This window comes from Microbacterium sp. MPKO10 (assembly GCF_026107415.2).
Lineage (GTDB): Bacteria > Actinomycetota > Actinomycetes > Actinomycetales > Microbacteriaceae > Paramicrobacterium.
In genome coordinates this window covers 205,460-225,085 of sequence record NZ_JAPCHX010000004.1, presented here as the reverse complement: position 1 = coordinate 225,085, position 19,626 = coordinate 205,460, and the positions used below count along the sequence as shown (strand labels likewise).

Annotated in this window: 16 protein-coding genes; 8 read left to right on the top strand and 8 right to left on the bottom strand. The window is 64.7% G+C overall.

What is annotated here, in order from left to right:
- Positions 1 to 4 precede the first annotated feature (4 nt).
- Together rsgA and aroA are read right to left on the bottom strand one after the other, a co-directional pair.
- A complete protein-coding gene (rsgA, locus tag OK352_RS09225; RefSeq protein WP_265141180.1) occupies positions 5 to 1,042 on the bottom strand; it encodes a ribosome small subunit-dependent GTPase A in 1,038 nt (345 codons plus the stop codon).
- Positions 1,039 to 2,412, bottom strand: a complete 1,374-nt coding sequence (gene aroA / locus OK352_RS09220) for a 3-phosphoshikimate 1-carboxyvinyltransferase (protein WP_265141179.1) — start codon at positions 2,410 to 2,412, stop codon at positions 1,039 to 1,041. Before aroA ends, rsgA begins: the two co-directional genes overlap by 4 nt.
- Before the next feature lie 97 nt (positions 2,413 to 2,509).
- Here aroA and OK352_RS09215 point away from each other — a divergent pair, with 97 nt between their 5' ends.
- A complete protein-coding gene (locus tag OK352_RS09215; RefSeq protein ID WP_265141519.1) occupies positions 2,510 to 3,118 on the top strand; it encodes a sigma-70 family RNA polymerase sigma factor in 609 nt (202 codons plus the stop codon).
- Positions 3,115 to 3,354, top strand: coding sequence for a zf-HC2 domain-containing protein (locus OK352_RS09210; RefSeq protein WP_265141178.1), 240 nt, complete (start codon positions 3,115 to 3,117; stop codon positions 3,352 to 3,354). Before OK352_RS09215 ends, OK352_RS09210 begins: the two co-directional genes overlap by 4 nt.
- Before the next feature lie 57 nt (positions 3,355 to 3,411).
- On the opposite strand, the gene OK352_RS09205 is transcribed toward OK352_RS09210, so the two are convergent.
- Both OK352_RS09205 and OK352_RS09200 read right to left on the bottom strand, forming a co-directional pair.
- Positions 3,412 to 5,145 (bottom strand): cation:proton antiporter, encoded by a 1,734-nt coding sequence (locus tag OK352_RS09205; RefSeq protein WP_265141177.1) that lies wholly within the window; start codon positions 5,143 to 5,145, stop codon positions 3,412 to 3,414.
- 81 nt (positions 5,146 to 5,226) lie between these two features.
- Positions 5,227 to 8,901, bottom strand: coding sequence for a multifunctional oxoglutarate decarboxylase/oxoglutarate dehydrogenase thiamine pyrophosphate-binding subunit/dihydrolipoyllysine-residue succinyltransferase subunit (locus OK352_RS09200; protein ID WP_265141176.1), 3,675 nt, complete (start codon positions 8,899 to 8,901; stop codon positions 5,227 to 5,229).
- 140 nt (positions 8,902 to 9,041) lie between these two features.
- Here OK352_RS09200 and OK352_RS09195 point away from each other — a divergent pair, with 140 nt between their 5' ends.
- From OK352_RS09195 to OK352_RS09185, 3 genes are all read left to right on the top strand, one after another.
- Positions 9,042 to 10,478, top strand: a complete 1,437-nt coding sequence (locus tag OK352_RS09195; RefSeq protein WP_265141175.1) for a GMP reductase — start codon at positions 9,042 to 9,044, stop codon at positions 10,476 to 10,478.
- Positions 10,479 to 10,588: 110 nt separating this feature from the next.
- Positions 10,589 to 11,896 (top strand): hemolysin family protein, encoded by a 1,308-nt coding sequence (locus OK352_RS09190; protein ID WP_265141174.1) that lies wholly within the window; start codon positions 10,589 to 10,591, stop codon positions 11,894 to 11,896.
- Positions 11,889 to 12,932, top strand: coding sequence for a hemolysin family protein (locus OK352_RS09185; protein ID WP_265141173.1), 1,044 nt, complete (start codon positions 11,889 to 11,891; stop codon positions 12,930 to 12,932). Before OK352_RS09190 ends, OK352_RS09185 begins: the two co-directional genes overlap by 8 nt.
- Here OK352_RS09185 and OK352_RS09180 read toward each other — a convergent pair.
- Positions 12,926 to 14,023: an NADH:flavin oxidoreductase/NADH oxidase gene (locus OK352_RS09180; protein WP_265141172.1), complete on the bottom strand. Its 1,098-nt coding sequence runs from the start codon at positions 14,021 to 14,023 to the stop codon at positions 12,926 to 12,928. The genes OK352_RS09185 and OK352_RS09180 overlap by 7 nt on opposite strands.
- Before the next feature lie 24 nt (positions 14,024 to 14,047).
- Between OK352_RS09180 and OK352_RS09175 the strand changes: the two genes are divergently transcribed.
- Genes OK352_RS09175 through OK352_RS09165 form a run of 3 tightly spaced genes read left to right on the top strand, consistent with a single transcriptional unit; the run spans position 14,048 to position 16,442 of the window.
- Positions 14,048 to 14,890, top strand: a complete 843-nt coding sequence (locus OK352_RS09175; RefSeq protein WP_265141171.1) for an ADP-dependent NAD(P)H-hydrate dehydratase — start codon at positions 14,048 to 14,050, stop codon at positions 14,888 to 14,890.
- Entirely contained in the window at positions 14,887 to 16,098 is a 1,212-nt protein-coding gene (locus OK352_RS09170) for a glycosyltransferase 87 family protein (protein ID WP_265141170.1), read from the top strand. Before OK352_RS09175 ends, OK352_RS09170 begins: the two co-directional genes overlap by 4 nt.
- A 35-nt stretch (positions 16,099 to 16,133) precedes the next feature.
- Positions 16,134 to 16,442: a thiamine-binding protein gene (locus OK352_RS09165; protein ID WP_265141169.1), complete on the top strand. Its 309-nt coding sequence runs from the start codon at positions 16,134 to 16,136 to the stop codon at positions 16,440 to 16,442.
- A gap of 59 nt (positions 16,443 to 16,501) precedes the next feature.
- Here the strand turns inward: OK352_RS09165 and OK352_RS09160 are convergent, their stop codons facing one another.
- The 3 genes from OK352_RS09160 to OK352_RS09150 are packed head-to-tail and all read right to left on the bottom strand — an operon-like array spanning position 16,502 to position 19,605.
- Entirely contained in the window at positions 16,502 to 17,143 is a 642-nt protein-coding gene (locus OK352_RS09160; RefSeq protein ID WP_265141168.1) for a response regulator transcription factor, read from the bottom strand.
- 39 nt (positions 17,144 to 17,182) lie between these two features.
- Positions 17,183 to 18,373, bottom strand: coding sequence for a hypothetical protein (locus OK352_RS09155; protein ID WP_265141167.1), 1,191 nt, complete (start codon positions 18,371 to 18,373; stop codon positions 17,183 to 17,185).
- Positions 18,370 to 19,605, bottom strand: coding sequence for a sensor histidine kinase (locus OK352_RS09150; RefSeq protein ID WP_265141166.1), 1,236 nt, complete (start codon positions 19,603 to 19,605; stop codon positions 18,370 to 18,372). The genes OK352_RS09155 and OK352_RS09150 overlap by 4 nt, the downstream gene beginning before the upstream one ends.
- Positions 19,606 to 19,626: the final 21 nt, after the last annotated feature.

Genomic DNA, 19,626 nt, shown 5'->3' with positions numbered 1-19,626 from the left:
TCGGTCAGCCGGTAAACGTGGTGAGCAGCCGCTGCAGGGACTCGAGTCTCTGCGCCGCCGAGGCGCTGAGTGAGCCCGCGAGAGAAGCCTCGTTGAGGGCGCAGTCGGGGGCGTCGGGCAGGTGTGTGCAGCCGCGGGGGCAGTTGTCTGCGACCTGGCTCAGGTCAGGGAACGCGCCCAGGATGTTGTCGGTGTCGACGTGCCCGAGGCCGAAGGAGCGGACGCCGGGAGTGTCGATGATCCAGCCGGAGCCCTGGTCGTCGCGCAGCCGATACGAGACGGCAGAAGACGACGTGTGCCTGCCGCGGCCCGTGACTTCGTTGACGTGTCCCGTCGACCGCCGTGCCTCGGGGACGAGCGCATTGACCAGCGTTGATTTGCCGACGCCGGAGTGCCCGACGAACACCGTCGTATGGCCGACGAGCAGTGTACGGATTCGCTCGAGCGGCATGTCGTCTGTGCGGCTCGTGAGAACGGTGAGCGGAAGCTCGGCGAAGAGCGAAATGAAATCGTGCGGATCCGCGAGATCCGTCTTCGTCACGACGAGCAGGGGGGTGATTCCGGCATCGAACGCGGCGACGAGGTACCGGTCGACGAGTCGCGCGCGCGGCTCAGGGTCGGCGGCCGCGACGACGATGAGCATCTGATCGGCGTTCGCGACGATGATGCGCTCGACATCGTCGGTATCGTCGGCGCTGCGGCGCAGAAGAGTCGAACGGTCGCTGATGCGCACGATGCGCGCGAGAGTGCCCGGCTCGCCTGAGAGGTCGCCCACGACGTCGACACGGTCGCCGTTCACGATGGGCTGACGCCGCAGCTCCGAGGCCCTGCTGCACGTGACGTCGCGTTCGTTCACGCCATCCTCGTCGAGCAGCACCGTGTAGCGACCGCGGTCCACGGCGAGCACGGTTCCCGTGACAGCATCCTCGTGCTTGGGTCGCGTCTTCGTGCGCGGACGCGAGCCGCGGCGGCTTGGCCTGACGCGCACATCGGACTCATCGAACTCTGGTTCGTCCGTGTCGTCGTCGTTCCACCAGCTCATGCGCGTGCGGTATCCGTCGATCCCGAATTCGCTAGGGCCTCCCACAGCTCACTGAACTGCGGAAGCGTCTTGGCGGTCGTCGCAATGTCGACGACCTCGACGCCGGGTACGGCGAGCCCGATGAGGGCACCAGCCGTCGCCGTGCGGTGATCGTTGTACGTGCGCCAGATGCCCCCGTGCAGCGGCCGGGGGCGCACAGCGACGCCGTCGTCGTGCTCGGTGACGTCGCCGCCGAGTTCGCCGAGCCCCGTGGCCAGCGCGGCGAGCCTGTCAGTTTCGTGGTGGCGGATGTGACCGATGCCCCGGAACCTCGAGGGACCGTTGGCGAACGCAGCGAGGGCGACGAGCGCCGGCGCCAGTTCGCCGGCGTGGCTGAGATCCAGATCGACGCCGCGGATGCGCTCGCCCGCAGTCACCGTGAGATCGCCGTTTTCGTGTCTGGTCACCGTCGCCCCGAATTCCGGGAGCAGCGTCGCCAGCTCTGCGCCCACCTGCGTCGTCTCGGCAGGCCAGTGCGGAATCGTGACCGATCCGCCCGCGACGAGCGCCGCCGCCAGGAACGGGGCGGCGTTCGACAGGTCCGGCTCGATGGTGACGTCGCGTCCGGTGATCGGCCCCGGCTCCACTCGCCATACGGCTGTCTCGGGCGACGACGCGCTGACTCCGCGTTCGGCGAGAGCGTCGATCGTCATGTCGATGTGGGGAAGGCTGGGAAGCCTGTCGCCTGAATGGCGCAGCAGGATGCCGTCGTCGAAGCGGGCGGCTGAGAGCAGAAGAGCGGAGACGAACTGGCTCGACTTCGACGCATCGATCGTCGCGTCGCCACCGGCGAGAGATCCCGTCCCGTGCACGGTGAACGGCAGCGACCGTACCGTGGGGTCGATATCCGCCCCGATCTGCCGCAACGCGTCGAGCACGCCGTCCATTGGACGGCCTCGAGCGGCAGCATCCGCATCGAATGTCGTGGGACCGAGTGCCAGTGCCGCCACGGGCGGGACGAAGCGCATGACGGTTCCGGCAAGTCCGCAGTCGATCGTCGTCGAACCGACGAGCTCACCTGGCGTCACCGTGAAATCGGGGCCGTACGCGCCGTCGCCGTCCGTCTCGTCGATGCGGGCACCGAGAGCGCGAAGAGCGGCGACCATGTTGTTGCTGTCACGCGAATGCAGCGGGGCCCGCAGACGGCTGGGCTCGGAAGCCAGGGCTGAGAGCACGAGCTCCCGGTTCACCAGCGATTTCGAGCCGGGAAGCATGACGCGGGCGTCAAGGGAGCTGCGCGCCGTCGGGGCAGGCCAGAGCACGTCGCCGTCGTGCTGACGGCGATCGCCCGTGAGCTGATCGTCTGGACCGGAATATTTTGACTCGAACATCGTTATCTAATGTATCGGCGAAATCTGCGGAGGGACACATATGACGTACGCACCGGTTCTCGAACGTGCCATCGAGCACGACGTAGACTGGCCCGTGATGACTGTGCCCGAGAATCCCACGCCGTCGGCGGATGAGACCCATGCTCTCTTCGAGGAGCAGGCGTTGCCGTTCCTCGACCAGCTCTACGGAGCGGCCATGCGGATGACCAAGAACCCCGCCGATGCGCAGGATCTCGTTCAAGAGACCTTCGTCAAGGCATATGCGGCCTTCGGCCAGTTCACCCAGGGAACGAACCTGAAGGCCTGGCTGTACCGCATTCTGACGAATACGTATATCAACCAGTACCGCAAGAAGCAGCGTGAGCCGTACCAGAGCGCGATCGATGATCTTGAGGACTGGCAGCTCGGGGGAGCGGAGTCGACGACGGCTCGCTCACACAGGTCGGCCGAGAGCGAAGCGATCGACCACATGCCCGACAGCGCGGTGAAGGAAGCGCTTCAGGACATCCCTGAGGACTTCCGGCTCGCCGTGTACCTCGCCGATGTTGAGGGCTTCAGCTATCAGGACATCGCCGAGATCATGAAAACCCCCATCGGAACCGTCATGAGCCGGCTGCACCGTGGCCGCCGGATGCTGCGGGACCGTTTGACCGATTACGCGGTCGAGCGAGGTATCACCACCTCACCGACGAGGAGCGCGAAATGACTGACTGTGGTTGTGAGAAGGCCCGCCGGGATCTTGAAGAGTTCCTGAGGAACGAGATCTGTCATACGGATGCCGCGGATATCCGCGAGCATTTGGCCGAGTGTGACGACTGCACACGTGAAGCGCTGCTGGCCCGCACGCTCACCGAGGTTGTGCAGCGCGCCTGCAAGGAGACGGCGCCCGAAGAGTTGCGAGCGCAGGTCGTCGCACGGTTGCGCACCGCGACAGCTCACTGACGCAGCCGGCGAACACGCCCAGGCGGAACACGCCGTGCGGGCGGGCGCGCCCAGTCGTCAGTGCGCGCCAGCAGCGCCGTCATCCATGTGCCCGAGACGTGTCTCCTCAGCATCAAGGATCGCCTGAGCACGTTCCAGGACGCGCGAGCTGTACACACCGCGTGACCGGGCGTCGAGGAGCGCAGCGCGCTCGGCCTGCAGCACGTGGCGGCGTAGGGCTCGTCGTTGCTCCTGAGGGCCGGGTGCATCGCTGTTGAGCGTCTCGGACAGCGCCTCAGAGAGTCGCGCCGTGTCGACGCGCACCTGCGAGATGATCGTGTCCTCGTACGGGCTGCCGTTCGGTTGACGCAGCTCGGGGTTGTCGAGGAGAGCCCCGCCGATTGATCCGATCTCGTCGATGAGGACGGCCAACTCGGTGCGGTCAGCGGCCGCATTGGAACCTTTGATGCCGAGGATGCGGATGAGAAGCGGAAGCGTTCCGCCTTGGAGCACGAGTGTGACGAGTGCGACGGTGAACGCGATCAGCACAAGCTGCGGCTCGTACGGAGTGGTGTCCGGCAGCGACTGTGCCGCGGCGAGAGTGATGACGCCGCGCATGCCTGACCAGCTGAGAACGGCGGCACCACGCCAGCCGAGGCCCTCCGAGGCGAGGAAGTCCATGTCGGCCTGACGGCGTTGCAGCAGCCGTGTCGCGCGGTTCCAGCGCTTCGACGGCCCCACGTCGGCGGGCCGGGCCGCGGCAAGCCGTTCGAGCGCCTGATTGAGTCGTGCTCCCTGCTGCTGGGCGCGGCGCTGGTCGGCGCGGAGCGCCGCAAACAGTGGAACCACGAACAGCACGCGCACAACGAGCAGGATCGCCGTTGCGATGAGGCCGATCAGGATGCTGTTCATGACGCTGAAGCCGCCCTTCTCGACCTCGGCGACGATGATGTGAACTTCGTATCCCATGATCAGGAAGACGCCGTTTTCGAGGATCAACTGTGCCGTGCGCCAGTTGATGCGCTCGCTGATCCGGTCTTGCGCAGAGAAGTGCCGTGCACTCTGATGTCCCGTGATGAGACCCGCTGTGACGACGGCGACCACGCCGGACGCCCCCATCTGCTCGGACGGCACGAACGCGATGAAGGGCACGGCGAAGGAGATCGCTGTGGTCAGAACAGAATCGTTGAGCTTCGAGCGCACCCAGACGGAGACGATGCCGATGATCGCGCCGACAGCGATCGCGACGAACAGGGCAAAGAGGAAGTCGCCGACAACGCCGAAGAAAGTCACGGTGCCGCCCACAGCGGCAATCGCTGACCGCAGCATCACGAGTGCCGTTGCATCATTGACGAGCCCCTCGCCCTCCATGACCGTGACGAGCCGCGGAGGCAGACCGAGACGCTTTCCGATCGACGTCGCCGCGACAGCATCCGGCGGGCTGATCACGGCGCCAAGGGCGATCGCGGCCGGAAGCGAGAGATCAGGCAGAAGCAGGTAGAAGACGAAGCCCGTGACAAACGCCGACACGATGACGAGAAGCACCGACAGGCCGCTGATGGCCTTGAAATTGCGCCGGAAGTCGACGATCGGCACGTTGACCGCGGCCGAATAGAGAATTGGTGGGAGTGCGACGGTCAGAATGAGTTCGTGAGGCAGTTCGAACTCGGGCGCGCCCGGAATATAACTGGCGCCGACGCCGATCAAGACGAGGACGATCGGAGCGGCGACTCCAAGCTTCGGTGCGAAGAAGGAGACGACCACGATGACGAGCACGCCCACCGCGCTGAGGAGGGCAAGCTCTGATTCCATGGGCTTATTTTACGGGACGGCCCACGGCAGGAATGACACAGCGGTCGATGCCGGGGCATCGACCGCTGTGTCTCATACGCGTCAGATCGAGAGCGCGCGCTCGATGAGCTTGGTGTGCTCGGCCGCGTGGCGCTTCGCCGATCCGGTCGCTGGCGATGCCGCAGACGGGCGCGTGATTCCCGTGATCTTGTCGTTCGACAGGTGCTTGGCCAGCTCGAGGGAGATAAACGGCCAAGCGCCCTGATTCTCGGGCTCTTCCTGAACCCAGACGAGCTCGGCGCCGGGGTACTGCGAGAGAACCTCGCGCAGTTCACTTCCGGGAACCGGGTAGTACTGTTCGACACGCACGAGGGCGATCCGCGGGTCGGGGTTCTTCGTGAGTTCGCTGCGGAGATCCCAGTGGATCTTGCCCGCGTGAAGGATGACGCGCTTCACCTCGGTCTTCTCGGTCACGGTGTTGTCGTCGATGACCGGCTGGAACCGGCCGGTGGTGAACGCCTCGACGTCGCTTGTCGCCCCCTTCATGCGGAGCATGGCCTTCGGCGTGAAGACGATCAGGGGCCGGCGAGGACGCGCGTACGCCTGCCTGCGGAGCAGATGGAAGTACGACGCGGGCGTGGACGGCCGCGCGACGGTCATATTGTTCTCCGCACAGAGCTGCAGGAACCGCTCGATGCGGGCCGACGAATGGTCGGGCCCGGCGCCTTCGTAGCCGTGGGGCAGAAGGAGGACAACACTCGAGCGCTGCCCCCACTTCTGCTCGGCCGAGGCGACGAACTCGTCGATGATGGTCTGCGCGCCATTGGCGAAGTCGCCGAACTGGGCCTCCCAGAGGACGAGCGCATCGGGGCGCTCGACGGAATAGCCGTATTCGAAGCCCATCGCCGCGTACTCAGAGAGCAGCGAGTCGTAGATCCAGAATCGAGCCTGGCCTTCCGAGACGTTAGTCAGCGGCAGCCACTCCTGGCCGTTCTCGCGATCGTGCAGGACGGCATGGCGCTGTACAAAGGTGCCGCGCCGGGAGTCCTGCCCGCTCATGCGGACCGGGGTTCCCTCGAGCACAAGCGAACCGAAGGCAAGGAGCTCGCCGAACGCCCAGTCGATGCCGCCGTTGCGGCTCATGTCGACACGCTTGTCGAGAAGCTGCTGGAGCTTCTTGTGCACGGTGAAGCCGGATGGTTTGTTGGTGAACGCGTCGCCGATCTCGTGGATGACCTCGACATCGACGCCCGTGGTCTCTGGCTCGCCCGTGTAGCCGTCCTCATCGGTGTCAGGCAGGATCACCGGTGTCGAGCTCGTCTGTGCGGCGTGCGTCTCCATGAACGCCCGCTCGAGGCGGTCCTGGAAGTCGTTGTGCGCCGACTCGTACTCTTCCTGCGTGATGTCGCCGCGTCCGACGAGCGCCTCGGTGTACAGCTTGCGCACGGAGCGCTTCGCCTCGATGAGGTTGTACATGAGCGGCTGCGTCATCGAGGGGTCGTCGCCCTCGTTGTGACCGCGCCTGCGGTAGCAGACCAGGTCGATGACGACGTCCTTGCGGAACTCCTGCTGGAACTGGAATGCCAGCTGAGCGACGCGAGTGACGGCCTCGGGGTCGTCACCGTTCACGTGCCAGACGGGAGCCTGGATCGTCTTGGCGACATCAGTGGCGTAGACAGACGAACGGCCCTCGCCCGGTGTCGTCGTGAAGCCCACCTGGTTGTTGACAACCACGTGGATGGAGCCGCCGGTGCGGTACCCGCGCAGCTGCGACAGCTGCATGGTCTCGAGAACCACGCCCTGTCCGGCCATGGCTGCGTCACCGTGAATCAGGATCGGCAGCGTGCGGAACGTGGCGATCGGCTGACGATCGTGCTTGGCACGAACGATGCCCTCGAGCACGCCGTCGACGGCTTCAAGGTGCGATGGGTTCGCCGCGAGGTAGAGCGGCAGCTCGCTTCCGTCGAGCGCCCGGAATGTGCCTTCGGTGCCGAGGTGGTACTTGACGTCGCCTGAACCCTGGTTCTTGGAGTCCTGGTGCCCTTCGAACTCCTGGAAAATCTGGCCGTATGTCTTGCCTGCAATGTTCGTGAGCACGTTGAGCCGGCCACGGTGGGCCATGCCGATCGCCGCTCCGTCGAGACCGCGTTCGGTCGCCTCTTGAAGAATCGCATCCAGCAGCGCGATCGTCGACTCGCCGCCCTCAAGGCTGAAGCGCTTCTGCCCGACATACTTGGTCTGCAGGAACGTCTCAAATGCTTCCGCCTCGTTGAGCTTGCCGAGGATCCGCATCTGCTCATCGTGCGTGGGCTTGGCATAGGGCCGCTCGACCTTGCCCTGGATCCACGATCTCTGTGCCGGATCCTGAATGTGCATGTACTCGAGCCCGATGGTGCGGCAGTACGAGTCGCGCAGGACGCCGAGGATGTCCCGGAGCTTCATCTGGCGTTTGTCTGTGAACGTTCCCGTGACGAACTCGCGGTCCAGATCCCAGAAGGTCAAGCCGTGAGACGCGATGTCGAGATCGGGGTGGGCGCGTTGCACGTATTCGAGCGGATCGACGTCGGCCATCAGGTGACCACGCACGCGGAACGAATTAATGAGCTCTTGCACGCGCGCCGTCTTATTGACGGTGTCGCTGAGGTCAACAGCGATGTCCGGTGCCCAGTGAATGGGGTCATAGGGGATGCGCAGCGCGGCGAAGATGTCCTCGTAGAAGTCGCGCTGACCGATCAGCAGCTCGTGCACCTTCTTGAGGAACTCACCAGAGCCGGCCCCCTGAATGACCCGGTGGTCATAGGTGGATGTCAGAGTGATTGTCTTCCCGATGCCGAGCTCGACGATCGTCTTCTCGGAGGCACCCTGGAACTCGGCCGGATATTCGAGCGCACCGGCCCCGATGATGCATCCCTGACCCTTCATGAGCCGCGGAACCGAGTGCACGGTTCCGATTCCACCCGGGTTGGTGAGCGAGACGCTCGCGCCCTTGAAATCGTCGGCCGTGAGCTTGTTCGCGCGGGCCCGCGTGACGAGGTCCTCATAGGCGGCCAGGTACTCGCCGAACGTGAGCGATTCGGCATTCTTGATGGCCGGAACCATGAGCGCTCGCGAGCCGTCTGGCTTCGGCAGGTCGATGGCGATCCCGAGTCCGATGTGGGCGGGGGCGACCACGCTCGGTTTGTCGTTCACGACGTCGTAGTAGACGTTCTGGCTCGGAAAGTCTTTCAGCGCCTGAATGAGTGCCCAACCGATGAGGTGGGTGAAGCTGACCTTGCCGCCGCGTGCTCGCTTGAGGTGGTTGTTGATGACAATTCGGTTGTCGATCATCAACTTCGCGGGGATGGTCCGCACGCTCGTGGCCGTCGGAACAGTCAGGCTGAGGTCCATGTTCGCGGCGAGGGCCTTGGTCATCCCGCGCAGCGGTGTGACCGAATCCTGCGGCTCGTCCTTGTCTTCCGACGTCTTCGGCGACGACTTGTCTGGCGAGCTCTGCGGCGCGTCGGCGGGGATCGGCCGGGACTTCGGCTGAAGGCTCGTCGTGCGGGCCACCGGGCGACTGCCGGAGACCGGCGTCGGCGTGGTCACAGGCTGACCGCCACTGTCTGGGAGATCGCCGCTCACGGGGTGGTAGTTCTCCAGGATGGGCCACCAGGACTTGTCGACCGAGTTCTTGTCTGCGAGGTACTTCGCATACATCTCATCGACGAGCCATTCGTTCGCCCCAAAATCTGCTGCAGCGCCGCCTTCGGCCCCGACTCCGGTCAACTGGCCTGACACCGTTGATCGCCCACCTTCTCTGTCAAAAGTTCGCCACCATGGGAACCGCACCAGGGTCGTGCGGAACCTCTTCTATTGCTCAGAACCAAGCCTACGTCCTAGGACGTGCATTGCGGGCGAAGGGCAAGTAGCTTTGAGATATGCGATTCATCGGAGATGTGCCGGCTCACGACCTGACGTACTCGGACGTGTTTCTTGTTCCCTCACGTTCGGACGTCGTCAGCCGACTCGATGTGTCGCTCGCGCCGAACGATGGCACACCGGCGACGGTCCCTCTGGTGTCGGCGAACATGAACTCGGTGACGGGTCCGCGGCTCGCAGCATCCCTCGCTCGTCGCGGCGGCCTCGGCGTGCTGCCACAGGACATGCCGCTGCAGGACCTGGATGCCGCGATTCGCTGGGTGAAAGACCAGCCCGTGCTGTGGGACACGCCGATTGTCTTCGGCCCGCAGGCGACGGTCGCCGACGTACTCGCCGAGATCCCGGCGGCCGAGGGACACGGCGTCGTGATCATGGACGGCGACGACTACGCGGGCAGCATCCCTGCTCAGCGCCTCGCCACGGCACTGCCCGACGCACGTCTCGGGGACCTGCTGAGAGGCTCGCAGGCGTCGATCGAAGCTGACGACATTCAGACCGGTCGACAGGCCTTTGATTTGATGGCCGACGCCTCCATGAGTTTTTCCGCCGTTCTGCGTCGTGGAAAGCTTGCGGGCGTTCTGAGCCAGCGAAGCGCTTTGCGGTCGACTTTGTACGGGCCGGCCATTGACTCGGATGGCCGCTTGGCGGTCGCCGCTGCGGTCGGGATCAACGGCGATGTGCAGTCGAAAGCCAGAGCGCTGGCGGCGGCCGGCGTCGACGTACTCGTTGTCGACACCGCCCACGGGCATCAGGAGGGGATGATTGGCGCGCTGCGGGCGGTCTCGCAGTTGAACCTGGGAATCCCGATCGTGGCGGGGAACGTCGTGACTGCCGTCGGCGTCGCCGATCTCGTGGACGCGGGCGCGTCGATCATCAAGGTCGGCGTGGGGCCCGGGGCGATGTGCACGACCCGGATGATGACGGCGGTCGGGCGCCCGCAGTTCTCAGCCGTGCTCGAGACGGCGGCAGAGGCGGAAGAACAGGGTGCGCACGTCTGGGCGGACGGCGGCATCCGATACCCGCGCGACGTCGCTCTCGCGCTCTCGGCCGGCGCCGCAAGCGTCATGGTTGGATCGTGGTTCGCGGGAACAATCGAGGGGCCGGGAACGCTCAAAAGCGACGCTGACGGGCGCCTCTACAAAGAGAGCTGGGGGATGGCCTCGACAAAGGCCGTTCAGGAGCGGTTCGGACGTCTCGACCCCTACGATCTCGCACGGAAGATGCTGTTTGCCGAGGGCATCTCGTCCTCGAAGATCTACCTCGACCCTGAGCGGCCGTCGATTGAGGACCTTCTCGACATGATCACCTCTGGTCTGCGGTCCTCGTTCACCTACGCGGGCGCGCGCAGCGTTGCTGAGTTCCACGACCGCGCCATCGTCGGGGTCCAGTCCGCAGCGGGCTATGAAGAGGGGAAAGCACTCCCGGTCTCATGGTGATCTGTCAGCCAGCGGAGGACTCGCTGGCCGTATACTGATCGCTATGGATGACCCTCCACCGGCTTCTGCATCGGACTCTCACAGACCCAGCCTCCTGAAGGAGGCTGCCCGTGCCTGACCTCATCCTTCTCGCGATCGGCCTTGTGCTGACGGTTGGAACTGGTCTTTTCGTCGCAAGCGAGTTCGCTCTCGTCAACCTTGATCGCGCCGATCTTGAAGCGCGCCGTGATCGCGGTGAATCGCGTCTGTCGATGACGATCGCCGCGTTGAAAGTCACGTCGACGCATCTGTCGAGTGCCCAGCTCGGCATCACGCTGACGACGCTTCTCACTGGCTACACGCTTGAACCGGCGTTCACGTCGCTCATCACGGGCCCCATCGTGGGGTGGGGTGCACCGGAGGCTGTCGTGAGACCCATCGCAACGGTAGCCGCCGTCGTGATCGCGACGCTCCTGTCGATGATCATCGGGGAGCTCGTGCCGAAGAACTTCGCCCTGGCGGTGCCGCGTGGCACGGCGAAGATCGCGGTTCCGTTCCAGGTGGTCTTCACCGCGGTGTTCAAACCAGCCGTCCTGCTGCTGAACGGCAGCGCGAATTCGATTCTGCACACCATGGGCATCGACCCCAAGGAAGAGCTCTCCGGTGCACGGTCGGCCGAGGAGCTCTCCAGCCTCGTGCGCCGCAGCGCCGGTGCGGGCACACTGGAGCGCGACACAGCGACCCTGCTCGATCGCACGCTGAAGTTCTCTGATCGGACAGCATCCGATGTCATGACGCCGCGCCCGCAGGTGGACGCTGTCAGCCGCACGGACTCCGCGCAACGCGTCATCGACCTGACCCGGGCCACCGGATTCTCGCGTTTTCCCGTCACGGATGAGGACATCGACGACATCGTCGGTCTCGTACACGTGAAGAAGGCCGTTGCCGTCCCCAAAGACCGCAGGGACGACGTGCCTGTCTCGGCGCTGCAGTCAGAGATCGTGCGCGTCCCCGAGACGATGCGCCTCGACTCTCTCATTCCGCGACTGCGTCGACACGGCTATCAGATGGCCGTCGTCGTCGACGAATACGGGGGAACCGCAGGCGTTGCGACGCTGGAGGACCTCGTCGAGGAGATCGTGGGCGAGGTCACAGATGAACATGACCGCACCCGTGCCGGTGTCGTGCGCACGGCCTCGGGCGTGGTGTTTTCTGGAAGTCTGCGCCCGGACGAGCTGCGCGATCGCACGGGCGTCCAGATCTCTGATGAGGGCCCGTATGAGACGGTCGCCGGGTACATCGTGAGCGAGCTGGGCAGGCTGCCCGAGATCGGTGACGAGGTCGAGATCAGCGAAGGTGTCCTGCGGGTCACGCGAATGGATGGACGCCGCATCGACAGAGTCCGCTTCACGCGGGGCGAGGAGGTGTCCCATGGCTGATTGGCTCGGAATCGTCTGGCTCGTCCTCCTGCTGCTGGGCAACGCGTTCTTCGTCGGCGCAGAATTCGCCGTCATCTCGGCACGTCGATCGCAGATCGAGCCGCTGGCCGAGAAAGGCAAGAGCAGTGCGAAGGTGGCGCTGTGGGCCATGGAGCATGCCACGCTCATGCTCGCGACCACGCAGCTGGGCATCACAGCGTGCTCGCTGATGATCCTCAACGTGTCGGAACCGGCGATCCATCATCTTCTCGCCGGTCCGCTGGGGCTGACGGGGCTGCCCGTCGAAGCCGTCGACACGATCGCGTTTGTGATCACGCTGCTTCTCGTCTCGTATCTGCACGTCGTGTTCGGCGAGATGGTGCCGAAGAACATCTCGTTCTCAAAGCCGGACACCGCCGTGCTGCTCCTCGCCCGCCCGCTGGTGTGGATCGGCCGCGTTTTCAAGCCGGTGATCGTCTTTCTCAACGGCAGCGCGAACCTGGTGCTCAGACTTTTCCGGGTCGAGCCGAAGGACGAGGCGAACTCCACGTTCACGCTCGACGAGGTCGCGACGATCGTGTCGCAGTCTCAACGCGAAGGCGTGCTCACCGATGCGACAGGGACGCTGGGGGCGGCGTTCGAGTTCACGAACAAGAAAGTGCGCGACGTCGCGATTCCGTTGGAAGACCTCGTCACGCTCACCTCGGAGGCGACACCGGCCCAGATTCAGCGCGCCATCGCGAAGCGCGGTTTCTCACGGTACGTGATCGTTGACGACAAGGGGATGCCGTCTGGGTACATTCACCTGAAGGACGTACTGCGCGACTCCAACGACGCCGACAGTGATGATCAGCCGATCCCGGGCAAGCGCATCCGGCAGCTGGTCTCGCTGTTCGACGGCACGGATCTGGAGGATGCCCTCACGAGCATGCGCCTGTCTGGCGCACACCTGGCACAGGCGTTCGACCGCGACGGTAACACGACTGGCGTGCTCTTCCTCGAGGACATCATCGAGGAGCTCGTGGGCACCGTCGAAGACGCCACGCAGCGTCAGTAGGCGCGCTCGTACTGGCCGGGGACGAACGCCGTGCCCGCACCGCGCTCCGCAGCCCACGCGTTCGCACGCTGTGGGTTGCGCAGCGCTGAACGGCCGAGCATGACAGCATCCGCCTTGCCCTCGGTGAGAATCTGCTGCGCGAAATCGGCGTCGTCGATCAGGCCGACAGCGGTGACGGGAACCGAGACCGCGGTGCGAACGCGGGCGGCCAGGGACACTTGGTAACCGGGTCCGAGAGGGATAGCCGGATGCTCGAGAATCCCACCGCTCGAGATGTCGAAGCCGTCTGCGCCCGCTGCTTCGGCGAGGGCCGCGACGGTCTCGCAGGCATCGATGTCCCAGCGATCGCCCTCAGCTGTTGACCAGTCAGTTCCGGAGAGGCGGACCATCAGCGTCGCCCGGCCGATCACCGCGCGCACGGCCTCGATGACCCGGATCACGAGGCGCGCACGATTGGCCAGGCTCCCGCCGTACTCATCAGTGCGAGTATTCGACGCGGGCGAGAGGAACTGATGCAACAGGTAGCCGTGGGCCGCGTGGATCTCGACAACATCGAACCCGGCAGCGACTGAACGAGTCGCAGCATCCACGAACTCATCGACAATGCGATCGATGTCGTGTGCTTCGAGCTGTTGCGGCGGCCGAAGGTCCCCGAATGCGATCGGAGACGGCGCCACCGTCTGCCAGCCGCCCGCGGAGGCGGGAATGGAGCCCGAGGTGTCCTCGCCCCAGGGCGAGTACGTTGACGCCTTGCGACCCGCGTGTGCGAGCTGGATGCCTGCTGCCGCACCGCGCTCATGGATGCCGCTGACGACCTGCGCCCAGGCATCTGCCTGCTCGTCCGACCAGATGCCCGTATCGCGGTCAGAGATGCGTCCTTCGGGGCTGACCGCTGTCGCCTCCGTCATGACCAGCCCGAACCCGCCCGCGGCAAACCCGGTGAGGTGCGTGAAATGCCAGTTGTTCGGCATGCCGTCGCGGCCGGGGCACGAATACTGACACATTGGCGACAACCACACGCGATTGCGGATGGCCAGCGACCCAAGAGTCAGCGGATCGAAGAGGGACGGTGGATTCTGAGCGGTGAGCACGCAATCAATCTATCGTGGGGATGTATGACGTGGACAACATGGACGGACGCTGACGCGGCAGCGCGGATCCGCATTCCGTCACGCGACGATGACAAGTACTCACGGGGAGTCCTTGGGGTGGTGACGGGATCGGCGACCTTCCCCGGTGCCGCGGTTCTGGGCGTCGAGGCCGCGATGCGCACGGGGGTGGGTATGGTGCGCTATCTCGGAGAGCGCGCGGCCTCGACCGAGGTGCTCCGACGCCGTCCAGAGGTCGTGACCGCGGCCGGCCGTGTTCAGGCCTGGTTGATCGGCTCCGGTGTGGATGACGAGGCGCGCGCCGACGCGGCAGCACTCATCACGGATGCTCTCGACTCCGGGCTGCCCGCCGTGCTCGACGCTGGAGCGCTTCCCGATCTGCGGTCGGCTCGCGACAGATCGAGCCTCGTCATCACGCCGCACGCCGGCGAGCTGTCACGGCTGCTCAGCGTCTTTGGCCGCGATGTCTCCGTCGAGGACGTGCGCCGTGAACCGCAGACGTGGGCGGTCGCAGCCGCTGACGAGCTCGGCGTGACCGTGCTGCTGAAGGGCAACACGACACACATCGTGTCGGCGGACGGCACCCGTGTGCGCGTTCCCGAGGCGACACCGTGGCTGGCGACCGCTGGGTCGGGCGATGTGCTGGGAGGGATCCTCGGGGCGCTTCTCGCGACCGCGGATGACAGCGATGATCGGGGACTGGCGTCGGCGGCGACGGCAGCGCTCCTTCACGATCGTGCAGCACGCATCGCTTCGCAGGGCGGACCGATCGCGGCGCTCGATGTCGCTGAGGCTCTGCCCGCAGCGGTGCGTTCCGTGCTCGAATCGGCTCATATGATGAACGGGTGAGAAACCGGACGATGCTGTGGCTGGCGTTCCTCGCCGCCCATGGCTGGCTGATCTGGCTCTGCCTCAACGCCCCGGGACTTCCGCTCGGTGACGTCACCCTCGTGTACAAGCCGTGGGTTGGGCAGGCGCTGAACGAGCAGTTCATCGTCGGAATCGATCAAGACTGGGTGTATCCGATTCTGGCGATCGTACCCATGCTCGCCGCGTCTGTCGCCGGGTTTGAGCACTTCGGTCTCGCCTGGCTCGTCATCGTCAGCATCCTCGACGTCATCGCCTTCGCTGTGTTGATCCGCGGGGGCAGGAAACGCCAGACGGCGGGATGGTGGTGGATCGGGGCGCTTGTCTGTCTCGGGCCGATCTCTCTCGCACGTGTGGATGCGATCACGGTACCTCTCGCGATTCTCGCGATGTTGCTGGCGCTGCACAGGCCCGCGATTGCCGGAGCGGTCCTCGCCATCGCGACCTGGATGAAGATCTGGCCTGCTGCTCTCATCGCCGCGCTCGTGATCGTACTGCGCACACGATGGCGCGTCGTGATGGCGGGTGTGACTGTGACCATCGCCGTCGTCGGCGGTTCTCTCGCGCTCGGCTCCGGATGGCACGTTGCCGGCTTTCTCACAGAGCAGACCGGCAGAGGCCTTCAGATTGAAGCGCCGATCGCCGCCCCTTACCTGTGGCAGGCAGCGCTTGGCGTTCCCGGATCCTTCGTCTACTACGACCGCGATATTCTCACGTTCCAGGTGACGGGCACCAATATCGACACCGCGATTGCCATCGCGACGCCGCTTCTGATCATCGGCGTTGCCGCAGTCGTTCTGATCGGTGTGCGCGCCGTCCGCGCCGGCGCCGCGACGGCATCCGTTCTTCCTCCTCTTATGCTCGCGCTCGTCTCGACGCTGATTGTCTTCAACAAAGTCGGCTCCCCGCAGTTCATGGTGTGGCTAGTCGTGCCCGTGATCGCAGGGATCCTGATTCAAGGCGGTGATTTCGCCCCGCCGGCCATCGTCGTTCTTGCGCTCTGCGCGTTGACGCAGATCGTGTATCCGTACCTGTACTCGCTGCTTCTCGAAACCTGGCTGCCGATGGTCATCGTGCTGACAGCGCGCAATATCGGAACAGTGATCGTGTTGGGCTGGGCGGTGACGAGAACGTGGCAGGCAGGATCCGCGGCGCTGCGGCACGAGAACGCCTCGGCATTTTCTGCCTGAGCAATCGGTGAGACACTGACGGGGGAGGTAATCACATGCTTGTCGCTTTTTCCGTCGCACCCAGCGGAACCGGTCGCGAGGACGCGTCAGTTCACGACGCCGTCGCCGCCGCCGTCACGATCGTGCGCGAGTCCGGTCTGCCGAACAACACAGACGCAATGTTCACGACGATCGAAGGGGAGTGGGACGAGGTCTTCGACGTTGTTCGCCGCGCCACGGAGGCAGTAGCGCCGTTTGGCTCACGCCTGTCACTCGTACTCAAGGCAGACATTCGCCCGGGCTACAGCGGAGAGCTCACCGGTAAGGTCGAGCGTCTTGAGACGGCGATCGACGACGCCTCATAGTGTCTTGTGGCGACGGGGTGCCATGCGAGAATCAGAGATGCTTGGCGATGGCGGACAGATCAGTTGACGATGATCCCGTCGATAATTGCCCGCTTGCGTAGGGCCACCTTCGTTCCGACGTCGATTCCCTTGCTGCGATATTTCTCGCGGATGCGCTTGAGGTACGACTTCGCGGTCTCTTCTGAGATGCTGAGCTCGTACGCCACCGACTTCACCGGGTCTCCGGCGGCGTAAAGCGCCATCACGCGGCGCTCCTGTGCGCTGAGACGAGGTGATGCCGAGGGAGAACGCCCGAGCGCGGCATCCAACTCTGCCGAGATATACGATTCGCCGCGTTGGGCGCAACGAATCGCCTCAACCATCGCCGAAGCAGGCTCGCTCTTGACCAGGTAGCCGACTGCGCCCGCAGCAAGCGCCTCGCGCACAACACCTGGATCAGAGTAGGCGCTCATGACAACGGTTTGAGAACCCGTAGTCTTGAGCGTCGAGAGCTTGAGCGACACTGGGATGTTGTCTTTGAGATCGAGGTCGAGAAGCACGACATCGACGGGAAACTGAGGGTGCGTGAGCAATTCAGGCCAGGTGGGAACTGCGGTGATGACCTCGATATCATCGGCACTGTCCGTGATCCACTGTGTGAAAGCACTCAGAATCATGCGGTGATCGTCGACGATCGCCACGCGAATCTTGATGGGGGTCATGACGTGTCCTCTCTGCTCTCGCAGTCTATCGGCCCACAGTCACTGTGCGGCGCTGGTTGAACATTCGAGGGCAAAACGCATCCCCCGTGGAGTCTGAGTATCGACCACGGCACCGACACTCCGCAGGGCGGCCCACGCGGCAGGCTCGACACGACTGCGTTTGAGATCATCGACGATGATCTCAATATGACACCGGTTCTCCGGCCCCGTCTCGCGTTGAACAGTGTAGATGTCACCGATCGTGACCCGCGTTCGAAGCGCCGGGCCCTCAGACGAGAGCGCGAGAAGCCACAGCGACGAGAGCAGCCCTTCGCGCTGAGCGGCAGGAAGCAGAGCGGCTGTCGCGTTCGGATCGGTGAGTTCGAGCGTGCCGCGCAGGACGCCGGATTCCATGACAGCGTGCTGCAGCCAAGTGTTCTGCCTGCCGGACACTAAGTAGGTGCGCAGCTCCGTGGCCAAGTCGGCGGCGTGCTCGGCGACGTCGCTCGACAACGGAAGCTCGAGTTCGCCCGATGAGACCTTGTCGAAGATCACCTCGATTTCATGATCGACGGAGGCAAGACGCTCTGAGACCATCAGCTCGGGGCCGAACGCCGGAGCCGTAACCGTGCTCTGGATCATGACCCGGTCGAGCGCCTTGCGGCTGATTGACCGGTACATGTTCATTGCGAGACAGCCGACGAGCGGGGGAACGATCGCGACAGCAAACATCACCAGCTCGGCACCGAGCGAGACGGCGCGATCGTGGTCGCTGGAGACGATTGCCGTGATGAGTATGACGGCGAGCACCGCCGTGCAGATCACGACTTCTCGAATCGGTCGCAGCGACAGGGCCCCGATGAGTGCTCCGCCGATCGCGCACGCGGCGGTGGGAAATATACCGGACTCCGTCTCGCCCCAGACGGCTGAGACGTTGACGATGGCAACGACTGCCAGCGGAAGGGAGATGATCCAGAATGCGCGGGCGGTGAGGTGATATCCGGTGCGCCGAACATGCCAGATCGCTGCAGCGAGCGTGGCGGCGAATATGCCCCAGACGGCGATGTTCACAGCGAGGTTCGGGTAGGCGACCGCGTTGCTGATGAATCGAACAAACGAGTAGACCACGATGACGGCACCGGCGAACCCCGGACCGACTCCGAGCCGTGCCGTGCCGAGGGCGGCCTGTGACGTGGCGCGCAGTCCGGCGAGGCGTGCGCGATCTGAGCCGCTGGGCTCGGGGAGCGTCACTTTGTCACCTCCAGCACGACCGTTGTTCCCGCGCCGGGGGAGGAGAAGACACGAACTGTGCCGCCGATCTCCTCGATACGCGCGACGACGGACTGGCGGAATCCCATGTGCTGGTCGGGAATCTGCGTCGGGTCAAAACCGGTACCGGCATCGGTGACGACACCGCGAACGACGACACCGTCGTCGCTGAGCGTCACGTGCGCGTCGGGTACGTGTGCGTGACGACGAACGTTCTCGATGCACTCGGTCAGGGCATGCATAAAAGCATCGAGCTTCGTATGCTCAAGCCCCAGCTGCCCCGATCCGTGCCAGATGACTGAGAGTTCGGTGCCGTTGAATCGACTCTTCACTGATTCGAGGGTTTCTCCCAGCTGAAGTTCGGCCGTATTCGTCAGCGTGTACTGACCGGATGCTCGAGGGGAGGGACTCTCGCCCCGGCGCAGACGCGCCAACAGCTCTTTGTCGCTTGCCGCCTGGGCCCGCAGCGTCTCCGCATCCACGCCCACTCCGGAATGCGCGAGGAGCGACAGTGTGGCGAGCGCCGTATCGTGGAGCAGCCGCGCATCTCGAAGGCGCGCGGCCTCTGTCTCGCTTGCCCGGCGTTCAATGTTGTGTGCGCGCCCGATGCTCATGATGCGCCTGATCACGCGAGCGCGGCTGCTGACGAGCCACACGCCGAAGACGAAACACAGCAGCCAGAGCACGGTGACAAGCCCGAAGAGTCCAGCGACGTTGCCCGCGGGGAGTCCGATGGAGGCGGCAAGCAGATAACAGATCGCCTCTGTTGTGATGAAGACGGCGCCGATCGCGAGTACACCCCCGCGGCTGGCGGTGAAGGAAACGGCGAGTGACCCGATGCTCCATCCTGCGACGACGCAGAGGGCGGCACCCGTCGTGAAGTTGATTCCCTGTGGCGGGACGGCAGCCGTGATGATCAGCAGCACCATGACGCCGACGCCGACGAGGCAGCCGCGGGTGAGCACCGAACGACGACGCCACGTCCAGAGCGCTGCCGCTGCGAGGCCCAGGTGGGCGACAACGGCAATCGGAACCCACGCGGAGGCGATCGTTCCGGGGACCAGCATCGCGAAAAGCGACATCGCCGTACCGATGAGACTGAACGCGAGCGCGGTTGTCGAGACAAGCGTGGCATGTTGCGTGTCGAAATACTCGAGCGACTCGCGCTGCTGGTTCCCCGGCGACGAGGGGGCGATCTCACGCCATACGGCCATGCGCCTCACCCCTTCGCCTCT